Below are 20096 nucleotides of genomic sequence, written 5' to 3' on the forward strand. Positions count from 1 at the left end.
AGCCCCGCGCGTGCGCCCATTCGTGGACCCGCAGCGCCTTGCGACCTGCCTTGTCCGGCCAAGCCCTGGCGCTCGGCGGGACCACGAGGTCCAGAGCCGGGATGTAGCGGGCGTAGTACACGCCCTGCGACGGGACGCTCAGATGCTCGCTGCAGAAGCGCCGGACATCCTCGCGTCGATCAAACGGCTGCTCCGTCGTTCGCCCCGGTCACGCTAGGGCCGCTCAAATATACCGCAGGTGGTATGTCGTCGCCATTTATCAGCCCAAGTGGTGATTTGGCCCATACGGGTCCTGTGTATCGATAAAATCCGGCTTAACTAAAAGAGTATTATTACAACCGCTAGTCTTTGGACGTGTTTTGACATGCGGCGCCCAGCCGGGCGTCGCAGACAAAGTTCTATCTTGGTCATGTCATTCACACACTCTTGAGCCGGCGGTGGCTCAAGAACGCGACGGGCTAGAAGACGCGCTCCGCGACCCCGATCCTGTCGCCGGCGCTGACCGGCACACGGCGGCTTCACGCGCGGGGCGAAGCCGCGGCTCGCTCCGCGCAAGAGCTCCGCCGCACCACCGCCGCCAGAGCGCCGAGGCCTAGCCACCAGCCGAGCACCGGGCTCAGGCCCGCCCGCCAGCGGGTCGGGAAGGCGCCGAGGAAGGGCATCAGGGCGGTGAGCAGCGGGTAGACGCTGAGCGCAAAGCCCGCGGCCTGCGCGTCGGCCCCGCCATTCCCGCGCCAGGACGCCGGGCGCTGCAGCGGCCGCCGGGAGCGCCACCAGGGCGAACCCTGCCGCCGTCGGGGGGCAGCGGCGTAAGGCGAGCTGCAGGATCTGTTCGACTTCCGGGACCGGCTCCAACGGATCAGGGCGCAGCCGCGACGGCAGCCAGCGCCGCCGACAGGGCGGCGAAGGCGCGGCGCCTCCGGGCGCCTTCGCCGCGGCGCAGCGCCAGGGCGATCAACGCCGCAGCGAAAGCTGTCGCTTGCGAAGCGTCCGGCTGGAGGACCAGCGGTCCGAGGCCGCCAGGCCGCCAGCCAGAACCACAACCGCTGCCGCATGACCGCGACCGACACCAGCGCCGCCCGGCGCCAGCAGCATCGCCACGTTGACGGTCAGCGGCCCTAATCCCGACCCATCGATGGACGCCCAGCTGCCCCGCACTGGCGAACGTGACGACCAGGCCTGCCACCGAGGCGACAAGCACGCCTGCGAGAAGCGCGCGCGGCCCATCGCGCGATGGCCAAGGCGACGAGACCCGCCCCCAGCCAAGCCGCCAGGTTCCGTCCCCCAGACACTGGCTGGGACGTCATGCCGGGCGCAGATCCAGGCTCCCGCAGCCACGGCGGCCAGCGACATCAACCCGAACGCCAGCGACAGCCTCTGGGCCTCTCTCATCTCGCCTCGCCATCTGGGCAGGTACGGCCATCCGCCGACCTCGCATTGAGGCGGCCAAGGTGCTTACCCGGATCTTAACGAGCCGCTTCGCAGCCCGACGGATCGCCTCTAGCTGCGGGCGTACTGTCCGGTCGCCGAGAGGATCGAGCGCTGCTCTTCGAGAGACCGGAGAGGCCGCCCTCGATGGTCTCCCTTCCGCAGATCGAGCGCCCAACGTCCATGCCGCGCTGGACCGCCGGACGGGCGCCGATCTCCTTGGCCCAGCGGGCGAGGTTGGGCTCCGCGGGCCGCAGCTCGATCTGGCGCAACACATACGGATAGGTGGCGATGTCGGCGACGGTGTAGTCCTCGCCCCCAGGAACCGACTCTGCGCCAGCCACTCGTCCAGCACCCGAGCAGCCGCTTCGCCTCGTTGGCGTAGCGGTCGATCGAATAGGGGTGCTTGTCCTTGGCGTAGAAGCTGAAGTGCGCATTCTGGCCGAACATCGGGCCCACGCCCGGCATCTGGAACATCAGCCACTGGTGGCAGATCGCCCGCGCTCTGGGCTCCGCCGGCACGAAGCCGCCGCCGTGCTTCTCGCCGAGGTACCAGAGGATGGCGCCGGACTCGGCCAGCACGGGCTCGCCGCCCGGGCCGTCCGGGTCGACGATGACCGGCTGCTTGTTGTTGGGGTTCAGCTTCGGGAAGTCGGGCTTGAACTGGTCGCCGGCCAGGATGTCCACCAGGCGATACTCGTACTCGAGCCCCAGCTCCTCCAACAGGATGGCGACCTTCCGGCCGTTGGGCGTCGGACCCCGTAGAAGGTGATCATGCGGTTTCCTCGCTTGTGTCGCGTGACAGGTTCTCGCTCATCCGACGCAGAACGCTGAGGGTGATGCGAAGCTCTTCGGGATCGATGCCCTCGGCGGCCAGGGTGTTGATGCGGCCGGCGATCGGCAGAAGCTCCGCCTTAAGCCGCTCGCCTTCCGGGGTGAGATGGACGTTCTGCTTGCGGCGGTCCTCGGCGTTGCGCTGGCGACGGATAAGGCCGGCCTTCGTCATCCCCGTTCAGCGTTGTCACCGCAGTCGGCTCGGTGACGTTGTTGAGCTGCGACAGCCGCTTCTGGGTCGCTCCGTTCTCCTGCCACAGCGCCCGCAGGAAGCCCCAGAAACCCGCCGACACCTTGTGCTCGGCCAGGTGTTCGGTCAGCACCCGCTCGAAGGCGCGGTGACAGCGGCGGACCTGGAAGCCCAGGCTGTCTTCGGGCTTCACGTCCATCAGATCTTGAACGCTTCGAAGGTCTCGGGCGCAAACAGCTCTTCCACCGTCAACCGCCGCTTCGAGAGCCCCTGCTCGTGGTGGTAGCGCAGGAAGGTGTCGAGCACCGCGCGGTTGTCCGCGACGCCGTACGGCCACCAGTTCGACCCCAACACGGAGACCGCCTCCTCCACCGCCGCCACCTGCCACGGCAGCATGGAGATCATCGCCGAGGTCACCTTGAGGTTGTCGTAGGCGATCGCCTGAGCGGCCTCGAACGCCTTCAGCAGCGACCGGGCGATCCAGCGGTTCTGCTCATAGACGTCCCGCCGCAACGCGATGACGTGCATCGGCGGGAAGAAGCCGGTCCGCCTGAAGTAGTCCTTCTCGACCTCGACGAAGTTCGGGAACAGCCGCTTCACGTCGTCGGGCCGCGAATAAAACGTGGACGGCGTCCGGGCCGTGTGTAGGGCGTCGATCTCGCCGTCGGCCAACATCTGGGCCAGGGTCTTGTCCGGACCGATCGGCGTGACCCTGAATTGCGGCGGCAGGCTCAGCTTCAGCTTCTCGTCGCGGCCCGGCTCTTCCTCGCCGCCCGTGAAGTAGTCCACGCTGTCCGGCGCGACGCCGTACTCGTCGGACAGGATGCCCCGGATCCAGACCGGCGCGGTCATCTGGTACTCCGGCACGCCCACCCGCTTGCCGACCAGATCCTTCGCCTCGCGGATGCCGCTCTTCGCCGAGACGAAGATGCAGGAATGCCGGAAGAACCGCGACGGGAAGACCGGAATGGCGATGAACGCCGGATCCTCCTTGTGCAGCGAAACGCAGTAGGACGACAGGGACATCTCCGAGGCGTCGAACTCGCGCCCGCGCAGCATGCGGAAGAACGTTTCCTCCACGTCCAGCGGCAGGAGATTGAGATCGATGCCCTCGGGCTGCACGCGGCCGTCGGCCAGCGCCCGCGTCCGGTCATAGTCCCAGCAGGCGAGCGTCAGGCTCAGGCGACTCATCGGGTTCCTCCCAGGGCGACCTCCCGCCCCTCCTCGCTCGATTGGATGATGGCCAGGCAAGCGGCGAGGTTGGCCTCGCCCCAGGCCCCGCCGTGCCGCGGCGGCCGCCCGTCGACAACCGCCGTCCAGAACTCGTCGATCACCCCTGGCGCGGGACCGCCGTCGGCGGCACGGGGACGACTTCCCGCGTGTCGCCGTAGATCTCGACCGCGTGCGGCGTGGGGCGCAGGTCGGCCCGCTCGCAGCTCGCCAGGACGAAGCCGAAGTGCTCGTGGCCGACCCGCTGGAACTCCGCCGGAGGCCGCTGCCATAGGCCCGCCCCCGCTTCAGCGCGGCCTCGTCGCCTGCGGCCAGCCGGGCCCGCGCCGCCCCGTAGTCGGCCGCCGAGCGCGCCTGGCCCACCTCGCCCACCCAGTGCATCAGGGCGTCGGTATCGTACCGGCCGTGGCCCGAATAGGTGAGCTGGGCCGAAGCGCCGCCTTCGAAGGTCAGCATGGCCTGGTAGGCGCCCGCCGCCTCGCCCATCACCCGAGCCCGAACGCTGCGGACCTCGGCGCCGGCCAACCGCATGGCGATGTCGACCTGGTGCGCCGCCTGGCTCAGCACCACGCCCGCCGCCCGCTCCTCGGGTGTCCGCGGCCGGTCGAGGAAGTCGGTGAAGGTCATCAGCGTCAGCATCCGCAGCCGCCCATAGGCGCCGCCGGCGATCAGGTCCGCGGCTGCGGCGACCGGCGGGTCGTAGCCATGGCTCGGCCCCACCTGGAGGATCACGTCCGCGGCGGTGGCCGCGGCCCTCATCGCCCGCGCGTCGTCCCGGCTCAGCGCCATGGGCTTCTCGACCAGGATGTGCCTGCCGGCGTTCGCCGCCGCGATCGCCTGGGCGGCGTGCAGGCCGTGGGGCGAGGCGATGTAGACCGCCTCCACCGCCGGATCCGCCAGCAGCGCCTCGGCGTCGGGATAGGTCTGGCCGCCGAATTCCGCCTCGAACGCCCCGCGCGCCTCCGGCCGCGGATCCGCCGCCGCGACCAGCGCCACCCGCGGGTCGGCGAACATCGCCCGGCTCAGCACGAAGCCGCGCGACAGCCCGATGACCCCGAAGCGGATGATGCGGTCAGCCATGCCCTTCCCGTCGCCGCCCGCCGAAGCGCCTTCTGGACACTGCGGACCCCGGCTGATTAAATACTTCGAGTTCTAAGTTCTTTGCAACGACGGCCGTGACCCCGCCATGAGACCTGCCGACAACGACCTCCTCTGCCGCGTCGAAGGCGACGCCCCGATGGGCCGGATCATGCGCCAGCACTGGCTGCCCGTCTGCATGTCTGAAGAGCTGGTCTCCGACGGCGCGCCGGTGAAGAGCCGCCTGCTCGGCGTCGACCTGGTCGCCTTCCGCGACACCAAGGGCGTGGTCGGCGTCCTCGACGAACGCTGTCCGCACCGCGGCGCGTCGCTGGCGTTCGGCCGGAACGAGGACTGCGGCCTGCGCTGCCTGTACCATGGCTGGAAATTCGCCGCCGGACGGCGAGATCGTCGACATGGCGTCCGAGCCCGCCGACAGCCGCATGCGCAACCTGCGCGCCCGCGCCTACCCGGCCCACGAGGCCGGAGGGTTCGTCTGGGCCTGGCTGGGGGAGGCCGACGCCGTCCGGCCGTTCGAGACGCCAGCCTGGGCTCCGACGCCCGACACCAACATCGCCATCGTCAAGATGCATGCAGCCTGCAACTGGGCCCAGGTGCTGGAGGGCTCGATCGACAGCGCCCACTCCTCCAGCCTGCACTCGACCAACATGCCGACCGCCGAGGTCGAGGGCTCGACAGCGACCGACACCGCCTGGCTGCGGCCGTCCAACGACAAGGCCCCGCGCCTCGAAGCCGAGGTCACCGACTACGGCTTCCACTACGCCGCCCTGCGTCGCCCGATCCGCGATCCCGAGACCCACGTCTATGTCCGCAGCACGGTCTTCATCGCGCCCTTCACGGTGCTCATCCCGCCGAACGACAAGTACAACCTGGCCCAGATGCTGGTGCCGGTCGATGACGTGAACTGCATGTTCTACTGGATCGCCTGGCATCCGACGGGCGGCATCGGCCAGGACGCCTGGCGGAAGTTCTGCGCCGCCGTGCCCGGCGTCGACCTGAACGCCGACTGGACCAAGAAGCGCAACCTCCAGAACCATTTCCTGCAGGACCGCGCCGCCATGGCCGCCGGCGACTTCACCGGCATCGAGGGCATCCCGGCCCAGGACATGGCCATGTGGGAGAGCATGGGCCCGATCGCCGACCGCTCGGAGGACCACCTCGGCTCGTCCGACGTCGCCATCATCCAGTTCCGCCGCCAGATGGTCGCCGCCGCCAAGGCGGTGCAGAACGGGGAGCCCGCCATCGGCACGACCTCGGCCACGCGCCAGGTCGACCTCGCCTCCTTCGAGGGCGTCGTGCCCAGGACCGCGGATTGGCGGACCTTCACGACGCGGAACGCCCGGGGGCGCCGAAGCGGCCGAATAGGCCGCCTGGCGCGTCAGCCGGCTACATCCGCCAGGTCAGCGTCACGCCGTAGGTCCGCGGCGGCTGGTAGGGCACCAGCGTCTGCCGGAACAGGCCGAAGTAGGTGACGTAGGTGGCCACCAGCTCGTCCGACAGGTTCTTGCCCCAGACGGCGACTTCCCACCGGTCGTCGGGCGAACTGACCGCGATCCGGCCGTCCCAGTTGATGTAGCCTTCCTGCTTCTGCTGCGGGATGTTCGAGGCCTCGAAGTACATCTTCGACTGATTGGAATAGTCGACCCGGGCCAGCACGCCCCAGCCGCCGGCCAGCTCGGTCTCGTACTGCACGCCGATGTTGATCTTGTCCTCGGGCGAGCGCGGCAAGCGGTTGCCGCTGTAATTGGCGGTGGCGCCGGTGGCGAAGCTCTCGAACTTGGCGTTCAGCCAGGCGTAGCTGCCGTCGATCTGGAAGCCGTCGAACGGCCGGGCCACGAACTCCAGCTCGGCGCCCTCGATCTTCGCGGTCGCGGCGTTGCCGACCACCACGCAGCACAGCGGCACCAGCTGGCTGACCTGCAGGTCCTTGTAGTCGGTCCTGAACATCGCAAGGTTCAGCCGCAGCCGGTTGTCCAGCCACTGGGTCTTCGCGCCGGCCTCATAGCTCCAGGCGAACTCGGGATCGTAGGGCGTAGATTGGCTGGCGGCCGTCCCGGCGGTGCCCTGGAAGCCGCCGCTCTTGAAGCCGCGGGCGGCCGAGGCATAGAGCAGGATGTCGTCGGTCGGCTTCCAGTCCAGGGCGAACCTCGGCGTGAAGGCCTTCCAGCTCTCGTCGGCGGTGACGTCGTAGTCCTCGGCGCCCAGCGGCGGCGGCCGGCCGGGCCCGCTGATCTTGCGGCCGATGAAGTGGCCCTCCTTCTCCTCCCACGTCATCCGTGCGCCGACGGTGGCCGTGAGGCTCGGCAGGATGTCGTAGCTGAGCTGGCCGAACAGGGCCGTGCTCTTGGAGTCCACCGCCTGGGGATAGGTGGCGAGGCCCGTCTGGGCCGGCGCCGGGAACTGCTGCAACAGCCAGGCCGTGCGGTTGATGTCCTCGGTCAGGAAATAGGCGCCCACCTGGCCGCGCAGCCGCGCGTCCATGAGGTCGAAGGCCAGCCGCACCTCCTGGCTGAACTGCTGGTTCTTCTCGTAGCCGGTCTCGGTCGACTCGATCTGGGTCGGCGGGTTGACCGGATTGGCGAAGAACGGCGTGACGTAGTTCAGCTTCACGTCGCGCAGCCCGGTGATCGAGGTCAGCGTCCCGACGGGCGTCTTCCAGTTCACTTCGGCGCGGTAGGTCTTCAGCAGCCGGCGCATCACGCCGTCGGTGTAGGCGTTGGTGATCCGGGGGTCGGGGTTCACGCCCACGCAGTGGACGCCGTTGTTGAAGCTGGTCGGACAGATGTTGTCGCGCGGATTGCCCTTCTGGTCCTGGTCGGTGACGTCGAAGGCCAGCACCACGTCCAGGGCGTCGGTCGGCCGGAACCGCAGCGCCGCGTGGGCCGTCCTGAGGTCCTCGTTGTTGACGCGGTTGCCCGTGGTCTCGTTGAACTCGTAACCATCGCGCTTCTTGATCGATGCGCCGCCGGCAACCGCCAGCGTCTCGCTGATCGGCAGGTTGCCGCGGATGTTGAACGCCCGGCGGTCGTAGTTGCCGAGCTGGCCTTGAATGCGCAGCGCCGGCTCGTCGTCGGGCTTGCGGGTGACGAACTGCACCAGGCCGCCGATGGTGTTCTTGCCGAACAGGGTGCCCTGCGGACCGCGCAGCACTTCCACCCGCTCGAGGTCGAGGGCGTCGAGATCCGGCGCCCCGCCGCGGCCGGCGTAGATGCCGTCCACGAACAGCACCACCGAGGGGTCGCCGCCGGCGTTCTGGCTGATCCCCTGGGCCGAGCCGATGCCGCGGATGGCGAAGTTCTGCTGGATGGGATCGACCTTGCCCATGCTGAAGCCGGGCGTGCGGATGGCGATGTCGTCCAGGGTCTCCACGTTCGACCGCGCCAGGGCCGCGGCGCTGAAGGCCGTCACCGCCACCGGCGCGTCCTGGAGGTTCTCCTCCACCCGCTGGGCGGTGACGATGATCTCCTCGACCTGAGTTCCGGTCTGAGCCAGGGCTGGCCAGGCGGCGCCCAGAGCCGCCGCCATGGCGGCCACGGAAGCGCCATACGCGAGACGCGTGGTCATAGCATTCCTCCCCATGTGCGCCCCGTCGCGCGCTGGCGCGGGGCTTGTTGGAAAGGAAGCTACACCCAATTACATAGAATACTAAGCTTTTGTGCGTCGCTCAGAGCAGCTGCTCCATCTGCCGGCGCGCAGGCTTCATCGCGAGCGCGAGCAGCAGCACGCCGACCGAGAGCGAGACCACCGTCGTCACCGCCAGCGAGACGCCGACCATCTTCGGCCCGCCGAAGACGTGCTCGGTCATCCAGGCCGTCCAGGTGGGCGCCAGCCCCAGGCCGATCATGTTGGCGATGGTCAGGTACAGCGCCGCGACCTGGCCGCGCATCCGGTTAGGCGTCAGCGCCTGGATGGCCGCCGCCTGCAGACCGCCGTAGATGCTGCCGAAGAACAGCGCCACGATGAACAGCGCCGCCGCCGCCAGCGGCGCGGGCGCCAGATAGGCGCCGACGAACAGCGGCGCCTGGATCACCGCCGACCACATCGACACCCGGATCGGCGCGTCCAGGGCGCCCTTCGCCGCGAACCGGTCCGAGATCGCCCCGCCGCTCAGCACGCCCAGCGTTCCAAACAGCGCGAACCCGATGCCGTAGATCACGCCCACGCCCGCCGGCGTATAGCCGTGCACGCGCATGAAATAGGCCGGGCCCCAGACGTTGAAGGCGTAGCCGGCGATGACGATGGCCGAGAACCCGGCGAACAGCGGCGCATAGACCCGCTTGTTGCGCCAGAGGTAGCCGACCACCTCCGAGATCTTGGGAGCCACCGAGGCCGCCCCGCCCTTCTCCAGCCGCCGCGGCGGCTCGCGCACCGTCGTGAACACGACCAGCGCCACGATCAGGCCGGGCAGCCCGACCACCAGGAACGGCACCTTCCAGGCGGCCACCTGCCCCACCACCGGCAGCACCGGATTGGCCGTCGCCGCCCACTGCACCACCAGACCGCCCAGCAGCATCGCCAGCCCGCCGCCCAGGGTGACGCCGCAGGAATAGACCCCCATGGCGAAGCCCAACCGCTTCGGCGTGAAATAGTCGGGGATGATCGAATAGGCCGCCGGCGACAGGGTGGCCTCTCCGACCCCCACGGCCATGCGCGCGAAGAACAGCCGCCAGAAGCTGGTGGCCAGCCCGCAGAAGACCGTCGCCACGCTCCACAGCGCGATGCCTATGGCGATCAGGTTGCGCCGCCCTCGCGTGTCGACCCAGCGGCCGAACGGCAGGCCCAGCAGCGTGTAGAAGGCCGCGAAGGCGAAGCCGACCAGCAGGCTGATCTGGGTCTCCGACAGGCCCAGGTCCTTGCGGATGGGGTCGATCACCAGGCTCAGCAGCGTCCGGTCGATGAACGAGAACATGTAGGCGACCATCAGGACGCCAACGACATAGAAGCCATAGGCCTCGCTGGGGGCCCCCTCGCGGGACGGGCCGGCCGCCGGGGCCTCTGGGGTGTCGCCCGCGACCGTGCCTTCGGATGGGGTCATGTGCCGGATTCCTCGCCGCTTCTTTTCCTTAGAGATCGAAGTGATTTGCCGTCAGGCCCGGCCAGGGTGTCAACGGTTTTGACAATCCCAGTGAAGCGCTCCACTGAAATCGCTGGCTGATTTGGGAATGGGCGTACCCCGTGGCGGCGCAGGAAAACCTCAAGCCTCTGCTGCTGTCGCTGCTGCAGGCGTTCTACTGGTGCGACGAGAGCCTCCAGAACTACCTGCGTTCCCGCGGCTGGCCCGAAGTCACGCGGCCCCAGTCGATGGTCATGGCCAACATCGTGCTGGGCGTGAACCGGCCCTCCGACATCGCCCGCAACATGGGCGTCAGCCGCCAGGCCATCCACTCCACCATCAACCAGATGGTCGACACCGGCATCGTCGCCCTCGCCGACGACCCGGTGAACCGGCGGGTGAAGATCGTCACCCCGACCAAGCTCGGCGAGACCATGCGCGTCGACGCCCAGCAGGCGATGTTCATCCAGGCCGAGGAGCTGAGCGCCCGCCTCGGCGAAGACGACTTCCGCCAGCTCACCCGCATCCTCAGCCGCGCCTGGGGCCCCGCCCTCACCTTCGGGCCGGGGCTGGCGGGTTCGGACGCTTAGGCGAGCCTCCGCGCCGGCGATCCCCGGACTTGGCCAAGCTCCGCTCCGGGGACCGAGCCTCTCTGACCTCGCTGAGGCTGGAGCGCGCTCGCCGGACCCCGGCTCCGGCGCATGACGCTTGTGTGGCGCTTACGCCTTCACGGCGTGCCAGCCTCTGATCATGAAGGCCTGGAAGAACGGAACCGGTCGCGGGAAGCCAGCAGCTTTCCACAGGTCTTCCGTTTCCGTGGGGGTTAGGACGCCGAGCACGCCGCGCATCATGTCTTCCAGCCTCGCCAGCGACTCCGGTGTCGCGCCCATCAGGACCTGAACGCGCTTCCAGTCCTCCAACGCCTGGGGAAACTCCGCAGCGTCCAGGTCGCCGCTGATCTCGGCGGTGGCGAGCCGGCCGCCCGGTTTCAAACGATCATGAATGGCCGAATAGAACGCTGGCCGATCGGCTCGCTTGATGAAGTGCGCGACCAGCAAGCTGACAGCGGCGTCGAACGGGCCGATGGGGGCTTCGTGCACGTATCCTCTGAAGAGCTGGCAACGAGACAGCACGCCAGCCGCTTCGAGACGGCGCCGTCCAACGGCTAGCATCTCCTCGGAGGGATCGATCCCCACGAACGACCAGCCTGGGTACGCAGCGGCCAAGGACAAGATCTCAGCCCCCGTGCCGACGCCGACGCAAAGCACCCGCGCGTCGTCAGGCAGGTCCGCAAGAACGAGTCGCAGGAGAAAGTGCAAGCCGCCGGAGATGGGTGCGAGCGGGCTGTTCCGACGATCGTAGGCGTCGGCCGCCTCCTGGCTGAAGAAGGCGTGCGAGGCAGGCGCGTCAGTCTGAGTCATGTTATAATGTAACACTCAAACAGGGGCGCGGCCAGTCGCCGATCGCCGGGGCGCCCAACGCATCGGCTCGCATGCCCTTGTGGACCAGGCTCGACGTGCGCCTACCCCTTGCCGGCGTACACGGTGGGCAACGCTCGGACCTAGGCCGCCGCCCCGACCATGAGCGTCAATATTGTTGACGAACGCCGCTTCCCTCGTGACGCTCCCCTGATGCCGACCTCGCCCGCTGATCCGGCCATGCGCACGATCCTGGCCGACATGGTTGTCGCCTATGCGTCCGCACTCGACGACCGCGACTGGGCGCTGATGCGCAGCCTGCTCATGGATCCAGTAGAGATCGACTACAGCTCGATGGGCTCCATCCGGGGAGACGATCGCAGTCGACGCCTGGTTGAAGCGGTTGGACACCCTCAAGGGCTTCGACGCCACTCAGCACGTCGTCACCAACTTCCGGGTCGCGGCCCAGGCCGATGAGGCGACCTGCACATCCTACGTCAACGCCCTCCACTTCCTGACGGAGGACGGGCGGGAGCACGTCGCCCATGCCTGCGGCGCCTATGTCCACGGCTTCGTCCGCACCCCGGACGGTTGGCGGATCCGAAAGGCGACCTTCCGACTGATCGGTCACCAGAACGGCGCCCGGGCCTTCCAGGACGCGTTTGCCATCGCTCGTGCGCGGGCCGCTCGGCAACCCTGAGCGGAAGTCGCCAAAGCGCCTCGCCCGCACGTTGCGGACCCGACAGAAGACTGGACAAAACGGCTCACCTAGGGTCACAATTCTTCGACATCTAAGCGTCAAGTGAATTGACAGTTCGCAGAACGGCGCCACTCTCCCGCTCAAGTCCGGTCAACGGACAGGATCGAAACCACAAGGGGGAGGACGGCCATGACCGCCCGGGTTCTGCTTTGCACCACCATGCTTGTCAGCCTGGCCGCCGGCGCGGCCGCCGCTCAGACCGCTGAGGGCTCCGCCTCGACGCTCGGCGAGATCGTCGTCACCGCCCAGAAGCGCGAGCAAAACCTCCAGGATGTGCCCATCTCGATGGAGGTCGTCTCCGGCGACAAGATCGAGGACTTCAACACCAACGACTTCAAGCAGCTGGTCTCGTTCGCCCCGAACGTCGCGGTGCAGACCACCGCCGGCAACGACACCATCTACATCCGCGGCTTCGGCTCTCCGCCGTCGAACTTCTCGTTCGACCAGGCGGTCAGCCTCTACATGGACGGCGTCTACGCCGGCCGGAACCGCCAGGCCCAGTCGCCCTTCTTCGACCTGGCCCGCGTGGAGGTCCTTCGCGGCCCGCAGGGCGCCCCTCTTCGGCAAGAACACGCCGGCCGGCGCCGTCAGCATCGTCTCGGCGGGCCCGACCTCGACCTTCGAGGGCGAGGTCAACGGCCTCTACAACTTCAGTCTCCGCGGCTACGACGTCTGGGGCCACGTCTCGGGCCCGATCAGCGACACGCTGGGCGCGCGCCTGGCGGTCAAGGTCACCGACAACAAGGGCTTCCTGCGCAACCTCGCGCTCGACCGGCGCGAGCCGCAGAACGAACAGGCGCTGGCCCGACTGACGCTCGCCTGGAACCCCACCGATGCGATCGACTACACGCTGAAGGTCGAGTACGCGAACCGCGAGGTGGCCGGCGGCGTCAACGTCTCCAGCCCGGTGAACACCGCCCAGAACCCGGACAAGACCCGCTACAGCACGGTCAACCCGATCGGGCCGGAAGGCACCAAGGCGACCTCGTGGCTGGTGTCGGCCACCGGCAACTTCGACCTGGGCGACTTCACCCTGACGTCGATCACCGGCTACTCGTTCTTCCGGTCGAACATCGTCAACAACTTCGACCAGTCGATCCCCGGCGGCGGCTTCACGGCCAACAGCGTCTACAACAGCTATCCCGAGCACTTCCGCCAGTGGTCGCAGGAAGTGCGGCTGCTGTCCCCGACCGGTCAGCGCTTCGAGTACATCGTCGGCGCCTACTACGACCAGTCGCTGTACCAGCTGACCCAGCTGGGCGGCTTCAACATCGCGTCGCTGAACTACTTCGGCCTGCTCAACACCGAGTTCCGGCAGCGCGCCGAGAGCTTCTCGGTCTTCGGCCAAGGCACCTTCAATGTCACCGACGACCTGCGCCTGATCGGCAGCCTGCGCTACACCACGATCGACAAGCGCGGCGCCTTCTGGGGCCGCCTCCGCTACGGCCCGTTCGCGCTGCGTCCGGTCAACACGACGGCCAACGGCGAGATCAAGGGCGAGGACAACTTCGATCCCTCGATCACCGCCCAGTACGACGTCTCGGACCAGATCATGGTCTACGCCACCTATGGCCGCGGTTCGAAGTCGGGCGGCTTCGTGTCCAACACCTACGGGACGACGAACTCGACGTTCATCTACCGGCCCGAGAAGTCCGAGAACTACGAAGTGGGCGTCAAATCCACCTTCGCCGACGGCCGCGTGGTGCTGAACCTGTCGGCCTACGACACGAGCTTCAAGGACCTGCAGGTCTCGGTCTACAACCCCACCATCTCCACCTACCAGACGACGAACGCGGCGAGCGCCAGCTCGAAGGGCGTCGAGGGCTCGCTCTCGCTGTTCCCGATGCGCAACTTCGACATCACGCTGGCCGCCGCCTACCAGGACGCCAAGTACGACGACTATCCGGGCGCGGCCTGCCTGGCCTCGCAGCCGATCACTCAGTGCAACCCGGCGGTTCCGGCCAGCATCGCGGCGAACAACATCGCCGGAGCCCCGCTGCAGCACGCGTCGAAGTGGAGCGGCACCCTGCAGGTGCATCAGAAGATCGAACTCGACAACGACATGATGATCGACTGGCGGGCCGCCGCGTCGGGCCGTTCGAAGTTCTTCAACGCCGACAACCAGGCGCCGACCTTCGGCGTGCAGAAGGGCTACACCAAGATCGACCTGCGGGTTCAGTACGGCCCCGAAGACGAGCGCTGGCATGTGGCCTTCGTCGGCAAGAACCTGACCGACGAGCTGACCACCGGCTCCAGCTTCAACCTTCCCGCCCCGATCACGGCTGTGCCGCGGGCGATCCTGTACCTCGAGGAAGGCCGCACCCTCTCGCTTGAGGCGGGTCTGCGCTTCTAAGGGGCCAAGGGCGGCGCGCTACCTCTTCCCGGCGCGCCGCCCGCCAGCTTTCCCTGTCTGCGTTCTCCGGAGGCCGGCATGATCGACGTCCACTTCGTTCCCACGCCGAACGGGAACAAGGTCAGCATCATGCTGGAGGAGGTCGGCCTCCCCTATCGCCTGATCCCGTACGACATGCTGGCGGGCGACCACCTGAAGCCCGAGTTCCGGCGGATCAATCCGAACGGGCGGCTTCCCGCCATAGAGGACCACGAGCCGCTGGGCGGCGGCGGGCCCGGCTCCTTCTGCGTCTTCGAGTCAGGCGCCATCCTGCTCTACCTCTCGGAGAAGGCCGGCGGCGCGCTGATGCCCGCCGACCCCCGCGGGCGTTCCGTCGCGATGCAGTGGCTTATGTGGCAGATGGCCGGCTTCGGCCCGATGCAGGGCCAGGCGCACCACTTCGTCCGGTACGCCCCGGAAGGCCAGGACTATCCGGTCGGCCGCTACATGAACGAGACGCGGCGCATGCTGGCCGTGCTCGACCGGCGCCTGGCCGAGGCCGAGTACCTGGCCGGCGACGCCTATTCCGTGGCCGACGTCTCGACCTGGCCGTGGACGCGGGCGATCCGCGCCATCGGCCTCGATCCGGCCGACTGGCCGAACGTGAACCGCTGGTTCGAGGCCATCGCCGCCCGGCCGGCGGTGCAGCGTGGCACCGAGGTGAAGAACGCCGCCAACCTGTCCAGCGCGCGGCCGGTGCTGACGCCGGAGCAGTGGTCCAACCTCTTCGGCGAGAACATGCTCAAGAGCGCCGGGGTCGAGGTCTAGGCGGGCTCGTCGTGGCCCCACTGGCGCTCCACCCGGCCGCCGGACCGCCGGACCGCCACCCAGTCCCCGCCCGGCAGGCTGTCGTCCCGCACCAGGTCGATCACGGCGTCGGCGATGTCGCGCGGCGCGCACCGCTCGTTGTTCGCCAGGATCGGCGCCATCCAGTCGGCCGCGCCGTCGGCGCCGGTCTTGTGCAGGATCGGCGTGTCGGTGAGTCCGGGCAGCACGCCCGCCACCCGCACGTTCCAGTCGCCCTTCAGGCCGGCGCAGCAGCGGGTGAACATCATCACGCCCGACTTGGTGGCTGCGTACATGGCGTCGCTGAAGCCTTTGCCCAGGACGACCGTGGAGACCGTGTTGACGATCACGCCGCCGCGTCCCCGCATGGCCTGCGCCGCCGTCTGGGTCGCCACGACCACCGACGTCAGGTTCACGTCGACGATCCACTGCAGCTTCTCGAGCGGCGCTTCCGGGAAGGCCGGGGCGCCGGCCACGACGCCGGCGTTGTTGAACAGCACGTCGTAATCGCCCAACCCGTTCAGCCAGCCCGGGATCTTCGCGACTTCGGCCAGGTCGATCCGGTGGACGGTCGCCGCCTGGCCGATCCGTTCCGCCGTTTCGGCCAAGCCCGCCGCATGGACGTCGGCCAGGTGGATCCGCCCGGCGCCCAGCTCCGCGAACGCGAGCGCCGTCGCCTGGCCGATGCCGGCCGCCGCGCCGGTCACCACAATGGTGCGTCCCGCAATGTCCATCGCCTCGCGCCTCCCGTTTTCGTCACGGCTAAACCGTAAACTTTCTTGACATCTTGGGTAGCCCGCCGGACCCTCGGGATCAAGGCGCGACAGACGCCCGAGGGAGTGGAAATGGCCGAGGCCGCCATCGTGAATCCCGCCGCGCCAGCGGCGGCCCGGCCTGGGCGTCGCCTGGCCTTGGTGGTTCTGACGGCCATCGGGGCCATCAACTTCCTCGACCGCCAGATCCTCTCGGTGCTGGCCGAGCCTATCCGCCGGGAGCTGCACCTTTCCGACACCCAGCTGGGCCTGCTGACCGGCCTCAGCTTCGCCCTGTTCTACGCCGTGCTCGGCGTCCCCGCCGCCATGCTCGCCGACCGGGTCAACCGGGTGAAGCTGGTCGGCTGCGCCTGCGCCATCTGGAGCCTGTTCACCGGCGCCTGCGGCTTCGCGACCAGCTTCTGGCATCTGGCGGTCGCCCGCTGCGGCGTGGGCCTGGGCGAGTCCGGCGGCACCGCGCCCTCGCTCTCGATCCTGGCCGACTACTTCCCCCGGAGAAGCGGCCGGCGATCATCGGGATCTTCACCGTCAACGGGCCCATCGGGGTGTTCCTCGGGGCCACGGTCGGAGGCTGGGCGGCGATCCAGTTCGGCTGGCGCGGCGCGTTCTTCCTGGTCGCCGGCGTCGGGCTCGCCGCCGCCGCCCTGCTGGTCCTGCTCGTGCGCGAGCCGGTCCGCGGGGGTCTGGACCGCGGCTATGCCGCCAAACCCGCCGCCGCCATGAGTCTCCCGGCCTCGGCGCGGCTGTTCCTTTCGAAGCCCACCCTTCGCATCCTGTTGGTGGCGAGCGGGCTCGCCGCCTTCGTCAGCACCGGCATGCTGAACTGGATTCCGGCCTATCTCATGCGGGTCCAGCAGATGCCCCTGGCCGAGGTCGCCCGCTGGTTCGGCCCGGCGGCCGGCCTCTGCATGGGGGTCGGCATCTGGGGCGGCGGCGCCCTGGTGAACTGGGCCGGCCGCCGGAGTCCGAAAGCCTATGCCTGGATCCCCGGCCTCTCGATGCTGCTGACCGCGCCCACCCTGGCGCTGGCCTGTTTGGCTCCCTCCTGGCAGACCTCGCTCGCGCTGATGTGCGTGCCGATGATCTGCTGCACGATGTACGTCGCCCCCGCCCTGGCCCTGGTCCAGAACCTGTCGCCGGTCGCGGCGCGCGCCACCGCCACCTCTCTGCTGCTGCTGGCCTTCAACATCCTGGGACCCGGCGGCGGCCCGCTGGCCATCGGGATGATGAGCGACGGCTTCGCCGCGGCCGGGGCCGCCCAGCCGCTGAAGCTGGCGCTCATCGCCACCGCGCCGATCGCACTGGTCTCCGCCCTTCTCTACGCCCGGCTGGCGCGGGTGGTGGACGCCGACACCCGCAAGGTCCTCGAGGAAACCTGACGATGAAAGACATCAACGGCCAGACCGCGTTCATCACCGGAGGCGCCAGCGGCATCGGGCTGGCCACCGGCCGCGCGCTCGCCCGCCGCGGAGCGCGCCTGATCCTGGCCGACCTGGACGCCGAGCGGGTCGAGGCCGTGGCCAAGGACTTCCGCAACGAAGGCGTCGATGCGCTCGCCGTCCGGCTGAACGTCGCCGAGGAGGCCGAGTGGGCCGCCGCCGGCGAGGCGGCCGCGAACTTCGGGGACGTCCGCATCCTGTTCAGCAACGCCGGCGTCGGCGGCGGCTCGGGCAGCTTCGAAACCTACGACACCGACGTCTGGCGCTGGGCCTACGCCGTCAACGCCCACGCGCACCTCTACGCGTGCCGCACCTTCCTGGGCGCCATGAAGGCCAGCGGCAAGCCAGCCCACGTCGCCATCACCGCCTCCATGGTCGGCATCGTCCCGCCGCCCATTTCCGTGGCCTACATCTCCTCGAAGTTCGCCACCCTCGGCATCGCGCTGGGTCTGCGCAACGAGCTGGCGGATACGAATGTGGGCTTGTCGGTGCTGTGCCCGGGCATGTCCGCCACGCGCATCGTCGAGACCACCCAGAAGCTACGCCCCGGCGCCGCCGAAGGGGGCCAGGCGGCCCAGACGGCACAGAACATGGGCTCGGTCCTGGCCTCCGGCATGTCGCCCGACAAGATCGGCGAGCGGGTCGTCCGCGCCATCGAGGCGGACGAATTCTACATCTTCACACATCCCGAGTGGAAAGCTCTGGCCGAGGCTCAGTTCGCCGACCTGCTGGCCGGCTTCGGCGAGTCCGCCGACCCCGACTATCCCGGCGACGATCTGGAAGGCCTCGTCGCCGCCAACGGCGCGCGGCGGATGACCGCCGGCGTCGCGTCCTGATCACTCGAAGCCCAAGGATCGAACCATGCCCGTCCTCCGTCAGGTCCCGCGCTCGGAAGTCACTGCCGACGTCGTCAACGCCTACTATGATCGTCTCTTCGGACCTGGCCGCGACCCGGTCTCGGAACCCGGCACAGCCACCGGCACCCCTGGCGACTGGTGGACGGTCTATGCGCTGTGCCCTGACATCTTCCAGCACGCGGTCGACGGCTTCGCCGTCTATCGGCACCCCAGCCGCAAGATCGATCCAATCCTGCGCGAACTCGGCCAGACGCGCGCCGGTTGGGTGAAGGGCAGCCAGTTCGTCTTCTCGCAACACTGCAAGGCGATGCGGGCGCTGGGCGCCCCGAGGAGAAGATCGCCGCGATCCCGCACTGGACGGTGTCGGATGTCTATGACGAGAAGGAGCGCGCAGTGCTGGCCTACGCCGACTGCCTCACCCTCGGAGACGGGCGCACGCCGACCGAAGTGTTCGAGAAGCTCCGCACCTTCTGGGGCGACGAGGAGATCTTCGAGTTCACCTACATCACCACGCTCTACGCCATGCACGCCGTGATCACGCGTGCGCTGCGCATGGAGTTCGACAACCGCGAGGATCCGATCGTCGAGGTTGCGGCGCCCGAAGGCTTCAACGCCACAGACTTCCTCAGTGGCGCGCGCCGCTGAGGTCCCGAAAGCGTGATGGCCAAGAACATCAAGTAAGTTGACGTTTGAGCGTAAAACCTTAGATTCCTATCTACTGAAACCCATTTGCCGCTGTGCGAGGCGGCGCAGGCCGGTATCGTCTCTCAGAAACCGCGCCACGCCGCACAGACGGCGACGGAGGAAGCCATGGCGAAGCCGAACACCGAATTCGAGATCCGCGGCGTCAACCACCTCGCCCTCGTCTGCAAGGACATGGCCGAGACGGTGAAATTTTACCGCGACATCCTGGGCATGCCGCTGACCAAGACTATCGATCTGCCCCGCGACCTGGGCCAGCACTTCTTCTTCGATATCGGCAACGGCGACAGCCTGGCCTTCTTCTGGTTCAAGGACGCTCCTCCCGCTCAACCAGGCCATGCTTCCCCAAGCGCGTTGCCGACCCAAGGCTCCTTTGTCTCGGCGCATGGCTCGATGAACCACATCGCCTTCGACGTACCGGCCGAGAAGTTCGACGCCTACGTTCAGAAGCTGAAGGACAAGGGGATCGCGGTGTCGCAGATCCTCAACCACGACAACTCGGAGACCGGCTCCAGCGCCGAGGTCACCGACGACGTCTTCGTCCGTTCCGTCTACTTCTTCGACCCCGACGGCGTGTGCCTGGAGTTCGCCTCATGGGTGGGCAAGCCGTTCGACGACGATGACGTGGCGCATGCTCCGATGAAGGCCGACGGCGTCCGCGACGAGAGCGTGATCACCCCGCTCGCCAAGCGCCGGAAGCTGCAACCCGCCGAGTAGAGCGGGCCATCACAACCTGGAGGACTCCGATGGATGAGGCCGCGATCCGCGCCTTCGCCAAGCGCTTCTTCGACGCCATCGAACAGGGCGACGTCGACACGGTGCGCGACAGCTACACGCCCGACGTCGAGATCTGGCACAACTTCGACGACCTCATCCAGACCCGCGAGGAGAACGTCGAGACACTGAAGGGCATGGTCGGCCGCATCAGCGACCGCGTGTATGACAACCGACGCCTGGAAGTGTTCGCCGACGGCTTCGTGCAGCAGCATGTGCTGCGCGGCACCCGCAAGGACGGGAAGCGCGTGAGCCTGCCGGCCGCCCTGATCGTCAAGCTGAGGGACGGGAAGATCGCCCGCCTCGACGAATACATCGACAGCGCCCACGTGGCCGTCTTCCGACAGACGTTCTGACATCCC

18 protein-coding genes and 3 pseudogenes are annotated in these 20096 nt (G+C 68.3%); 14 read left to right on the forward strand and 7 right to left on the reverse strand.

Annotated elements, in window-relative coordinates:
- Positions 1-1500: 1500 nt before the first annotated feature.
- The 3 genes from LRS10_RS00005 to LRS10_RS00015 all read right to left on the reverse strand — a co-directional run bounded on the left by LRS10_RS00005 (position 1501) and on the right by LRS10_RS00015 (position 4762).
- Complete coding sequence (locus tag LRS10_RS00005) at positions 1501-2151, reverse strand: glutathione S-transferase family protein (protein WP_257835448.1); 651 nt, start codon at positions 2149-2151, stop codon at positions 1501-1503.
- A gap of 49 nt (positions 2152-2200) precedes the next feature.
- Positions 2201-2434: a MarR family winged helix-turn-helix transcriptional regulator gene (locus tag LRS10_RS00010; RefSeq protein ID WP_257835449.1), complete on the reverse strand. Its 234-nt coding sequence runs from the start codon at positions 2432-2434 to the stop codon at positions 2201-2203.
- Positions 2435-2650: 216 nt separating this feature from the next.
- Positions 2651-4762, reverse strand: coding sequence for a Gfo/Idh/MocA family oxidoreductase (locus tag LRS10_RS00015; RefSeq protein ID WP_257835450.1), 2112 nt, complete (start codon positions 4760-4762; stop codon positions 2651-2653).
- Positions 4763-4958: 196 nt separating this feature from the next.
- Between LRS10_RS00015 and LRS10_RS24710 the strand changes: the two are divergent.
- Both LRS10_RS24710 and LRS10_RS00025 read left to right on the forward strand, forming a co-directional pair.
- Positions 4959-5093 (forward strand): annotated as a pseudogene (locus LRS10_RS24710) (Rieske 2Fe-2S domain-containing protein); the annotation flags it as partial.
- Positions 5094-5175: 82 nt separating this feature from the next.
- Entirely contained in the window at positions 5176-6252 is a 1077-nt protein-coding gene (locus LRS10_RS00025; protein ID WP_257835452.1) for a (2Fe-2S)-binding protein, read from the forward strand.
- On the opposite strand, the gene LRS10_RS00030 is transcribed toward LRS10_RS00025, so the two are convergent.
- Together LRS10_RS00030 and LRS10_RS00035 are read right to left on the reverse strand one after the other, a co-directional pair.
- Complete coding sequence (locus tag LRS10_RS00030) at positions 6167-8344, reverse strand: TonB-dependent receptor (RefSeq protein ID WP_257835453.1); 2178 nt, start codon at positions 8342-8344, stop codon at positions 6167-6169. The genes LRS10_RS00025 and LRS10_RS00030 overlap by 86 nt on opposite strands.
- A 100-nt stretch (positions 8345-8444) precedes the next feature.
- A complete protein-coding gene (locus LRS10_RS00035; RefSeq protein WP_257835454.1) occupies positions 8445-9815 on the reverse strand; it encodes an MFS transporter in 1371 nt (456 codons plus the stop codon).
- 140 nt (positions 9816-9955) lie between these two features.
- On the opposite strand from LRS10_RS00035, the gene LRS10_RS00040 reads away from it, so the two are divergent.
- Positions 9956-10423 (forward strand): MarR family winged helix-turn-helix transcriptional regulator, encoded by a 468-nt coding sequence (locus LRS10_RS00040; protein WP_257835455.1) that lies wholly within the window; start codon positions 9956-9958, stop codon positions 10421-10423.
- A gap of 129 nt (positions 10424-10552) precedes the next feature.
- Here LRS10_RS00040 and LRS10_RS00045 read toward each other — a convergent pair whose 3' ends face one another.
- Complete coding sequence (locus LRS10_RS00045) at positions 10553-11254, reverse strand: class I SAM-dependent methyltransferase (protein ID WP_257835456.1); 702 nt, start codon at positions 11252-11254, stop codon at positions 10553-10555.
- 258 nt (positions 11255-11512) lie between these two features.
- Here LRS10_RS00045 and LRS10_RS24715 point away from each other — a divergent pair, with 258 nt between their 5' ends.
- The 5 genes and pseudogenes from LRS10_RS24715 to LRS10_RS00060 all read left to right on the forward strand — a co-directional run bounded on the left by LRS10_RS24715 (position 11513) and on the right by LRS10_RS00060 (position 15171).
- Entirely contained in the window at positions 11513-11728 is a 216-nt protein-coding gene (locus LRS10_RS24715) for a nuclear transport factor 2 family protein (RefSeq protein WP_374570843.1), read from the forward strand.
- Positions 11628-11951, forward strand: a complete 324-nt coding sequence (locus LRS10_RS00050) for a nuclear transport factor 2 family protein (RefSeq protein WP_257839043.1) — start codon at positions 11628-11630, stop codon at positions 11949-11951. The genes LRS10_RS24715 and LRS10_RS00050 overlap by 101 nt, the downstream gene beginning before the upstream one ends.
- Before the next feature lie 345 nt (positions 11952-12296).
- Positions 12297-12506, forward strand: a pseudogene (locus tag LRS10_RS24720) (TonB-dependent receptor plug domain-containing protein); the annotation flags it as partial.
- Between the two features lie 382 nt (positions 12507-12888).
- Positions 12889-14364, forward strand: coding sequence for a TonB-dependent receptor (locus tag LRS10_RS00055; protein ID WP_374570848.1), 1476 nt, complete (start codon positions 12889-12891; stop codon positions 14362-14364).
- Between the two features lie 78 nt (positions 14365-14442).
- Positions 14443-15171, forward strand: a complete 729-nt coding sequence (locus tag LRS10_RS00060; protein WP_257835458.1) for a glutathione S-transferase family protein — start codon at positions 14443-14445, stop codon at positions 15169-15171.
- Here the strand turns inward: LRS10_RS00060 and LRS10_RS00065 are convergent.
- Complete coding sequence (locus LRS10_RS00065; RefSeq protein ID WP_257835459.1) at positions 15168-15923, reverse strand: SDR family oxidoreductase; 756 nt, start codon at positions 15921-15923, stop codon at positions 15168-15170. The genes LRS10_RS00060 and LRS10_RS00065 overlap by 4 nt on opposite strands.
- Positions 15924-16034: 111 nt before the next feature.
- On the opposite strand from LRS10_RS00065, the pseudogene LRS10_RS00070 reads away from it, so the two are divergent.
- From LRS10_RS00070 to LRS10_RS00095, 6 genes and pseudogenes are all read left to right on the forward strand, one after another.
- A pseudogene (locus LRS10_RS00070) lies at positions 16035-16427 on the forward strand (MFS transporter); the annotation flags it as partial.
- A 74-nt stretch (positions 16428-16501) separates the two neighbouring features.
- Positions 16502-17341, forward strand: coding sequence for an MFS transporter (locus tag LRS10_RS00075; RefSeq protein ID WP_257839044.1), 840 nt, complete (start codon positions 16502-16504; stop codon positions 17339-17341).
- 2 nt (positions 17342-17343) lie between these two features.
- Positions 17344-18237 carry an SDR family oxidoreductase gene (locus LRS10_RS00080; RefSeq protein WP_257835460.1) on the forward strand — a complete coding sequence of 298 codons (894 nt, stop codon included), beginning with the start codon at positions 17344-17346 and terminating at the stop codon, positions 18235-18237.
- 282 nt (positions 18238-18519) lie between these two features.
- Complete coding sequence (locus tag LRS10_RS00085; RefSeq protein WP_257835461.1) at positions 18520-18903, forward strand: carboxymuconolactone decarboxylase family protein; 384 nt, start codon at positions 18520-18522, stop codon at positions 18901-18903.
- A gap of 165 nt (positions 18904-19068) precedes the next feature.
- The gene (locus tag LRS10_RS00090; protein WP_257835462.1) at positions 19069-19677 is read left to right on the forward strand and encodes a VOC family protein; all 609 of its coding nucleotides are present in this window, start codon (positions 19069-19071) and stop codon (positions 19675-19677) included.
- Positions 19678-19706: 29 nt separating this feature from the next.
- Positions 19707-20090: a nuclear transport factor 2 family protein gene (locus LRS10_RS00095; protein WP_257835463.1), complete on the forward strand. Its 384-nt coding sequence runs from the start codon at positions 19707-19709 to the stop codon at positions 20088-20090.
- The last annotated feature ends 6 nt before the right edge of the window (positions 20091-20096 follow it).

Origin of the sequence: Phenylobacterium sp. J426, from assembly GCF_024699945.1 — a bacterium.
Taxonomy (GTDB): domain Bacteria; phylum Pseudomonadota; class Alphaproteobacteria; order Caulobacterales; family Caulobacteraceae; genus Phenylobacterium.

What these genes read in the sequence shown, in the direction of transcription:
- LRS10_RS24715 (WP_374570843.1), top strand. Translation starts at nt 11,513, where the DNA reads ATGGTTGTCGCCTATGCGTCCGCACTCGACGACCGCGACTGGGCGCTG.
- LRS10_RS00080 (WP_257835460.1), top strand. Translation starts at nt 17,344, where the DNA reads ATGAAAGACATCAACGGCCAGACCGCGTTCATCACCGGAGGCGCCAGC.
- LRS10_RS00025 (WP_257835452.1), top strand. Translation starts at nt 5,176, where the DNA reads ATGGCGTCCGAGCCCGCCGACAGCCGCATGCGCAACCTGCGCGCCCGC.
- LRS10_RS00060 (WP_257835458.1), top strand. Translation starts at nt 14,443, where the DNA reads ATGATCGACGTCCACTTCGTTCCCACGCCGAACGGGAACAAGGTCAGC.
- LRS10_RS00015 (WP_257835450.1), bottom strand. Translation starts at nt 4,762, where the DNA reads ATGGCTGACCGCATCATCCGCTTCGGGGTCATCGGGCTGTCGCGCGGC.
- LRS10_RS00065 (WP_257835459.1), bottom strand. Translation starts at nt 15,923, where the DNA reads ATGGACATTGCGGGACGCACCATTGTGGTGACCGGCGCGGCGGCCGGC.
- LRS10_RS00095 (WP_257835463.1), top strand. Translation starts at nt 19,707, where the DNA reads ATGGATGAGGCCGCGATCCGCGCCTTCGCCAAGCGCTTCTTCGACGCC.
- LRS10_RS00045 (WP_257835456.1), bottom strand. Translation starts at nt 11,254, where the DNA reads ATGACTCAGACTGACGCGCCTGCCTCGCACGCCTTCTTCAGCCAGGAG.
- LRS10_RS00010 (WP_257835449.1), bottom strand. Translation starts at nt 2,434, where the DNA reads ATGACGAAGGCCGGCCTTATCCGTCGCCAGCGCAACGCCGAGGACCGC.
- LRS10_RS00030 (WP_257835453.1), bottom strand. Translation starts at nt 8,344, where the DNA reads ATGACCACGCGTCTCGCGTATGGCGCTTCCGTGGCCGCCATGGCGGCG.
- LRS10_RS00035 (WP_257835454.1), bottom strand. Translation starts at nt 9,815, where the DNA reads ATGACCCCATCCGAAGGCACGGTCGCGGGCGACACCCCAGAGGCCCCG.
- LRS10_RS00090 (WP_257835462.1), top strand. Translation starts at nt 19,069, where the DNA reads ATGGCGAAGCCGAACACCGAATTCGAGATCCGCGGCGTCAACCACCTC.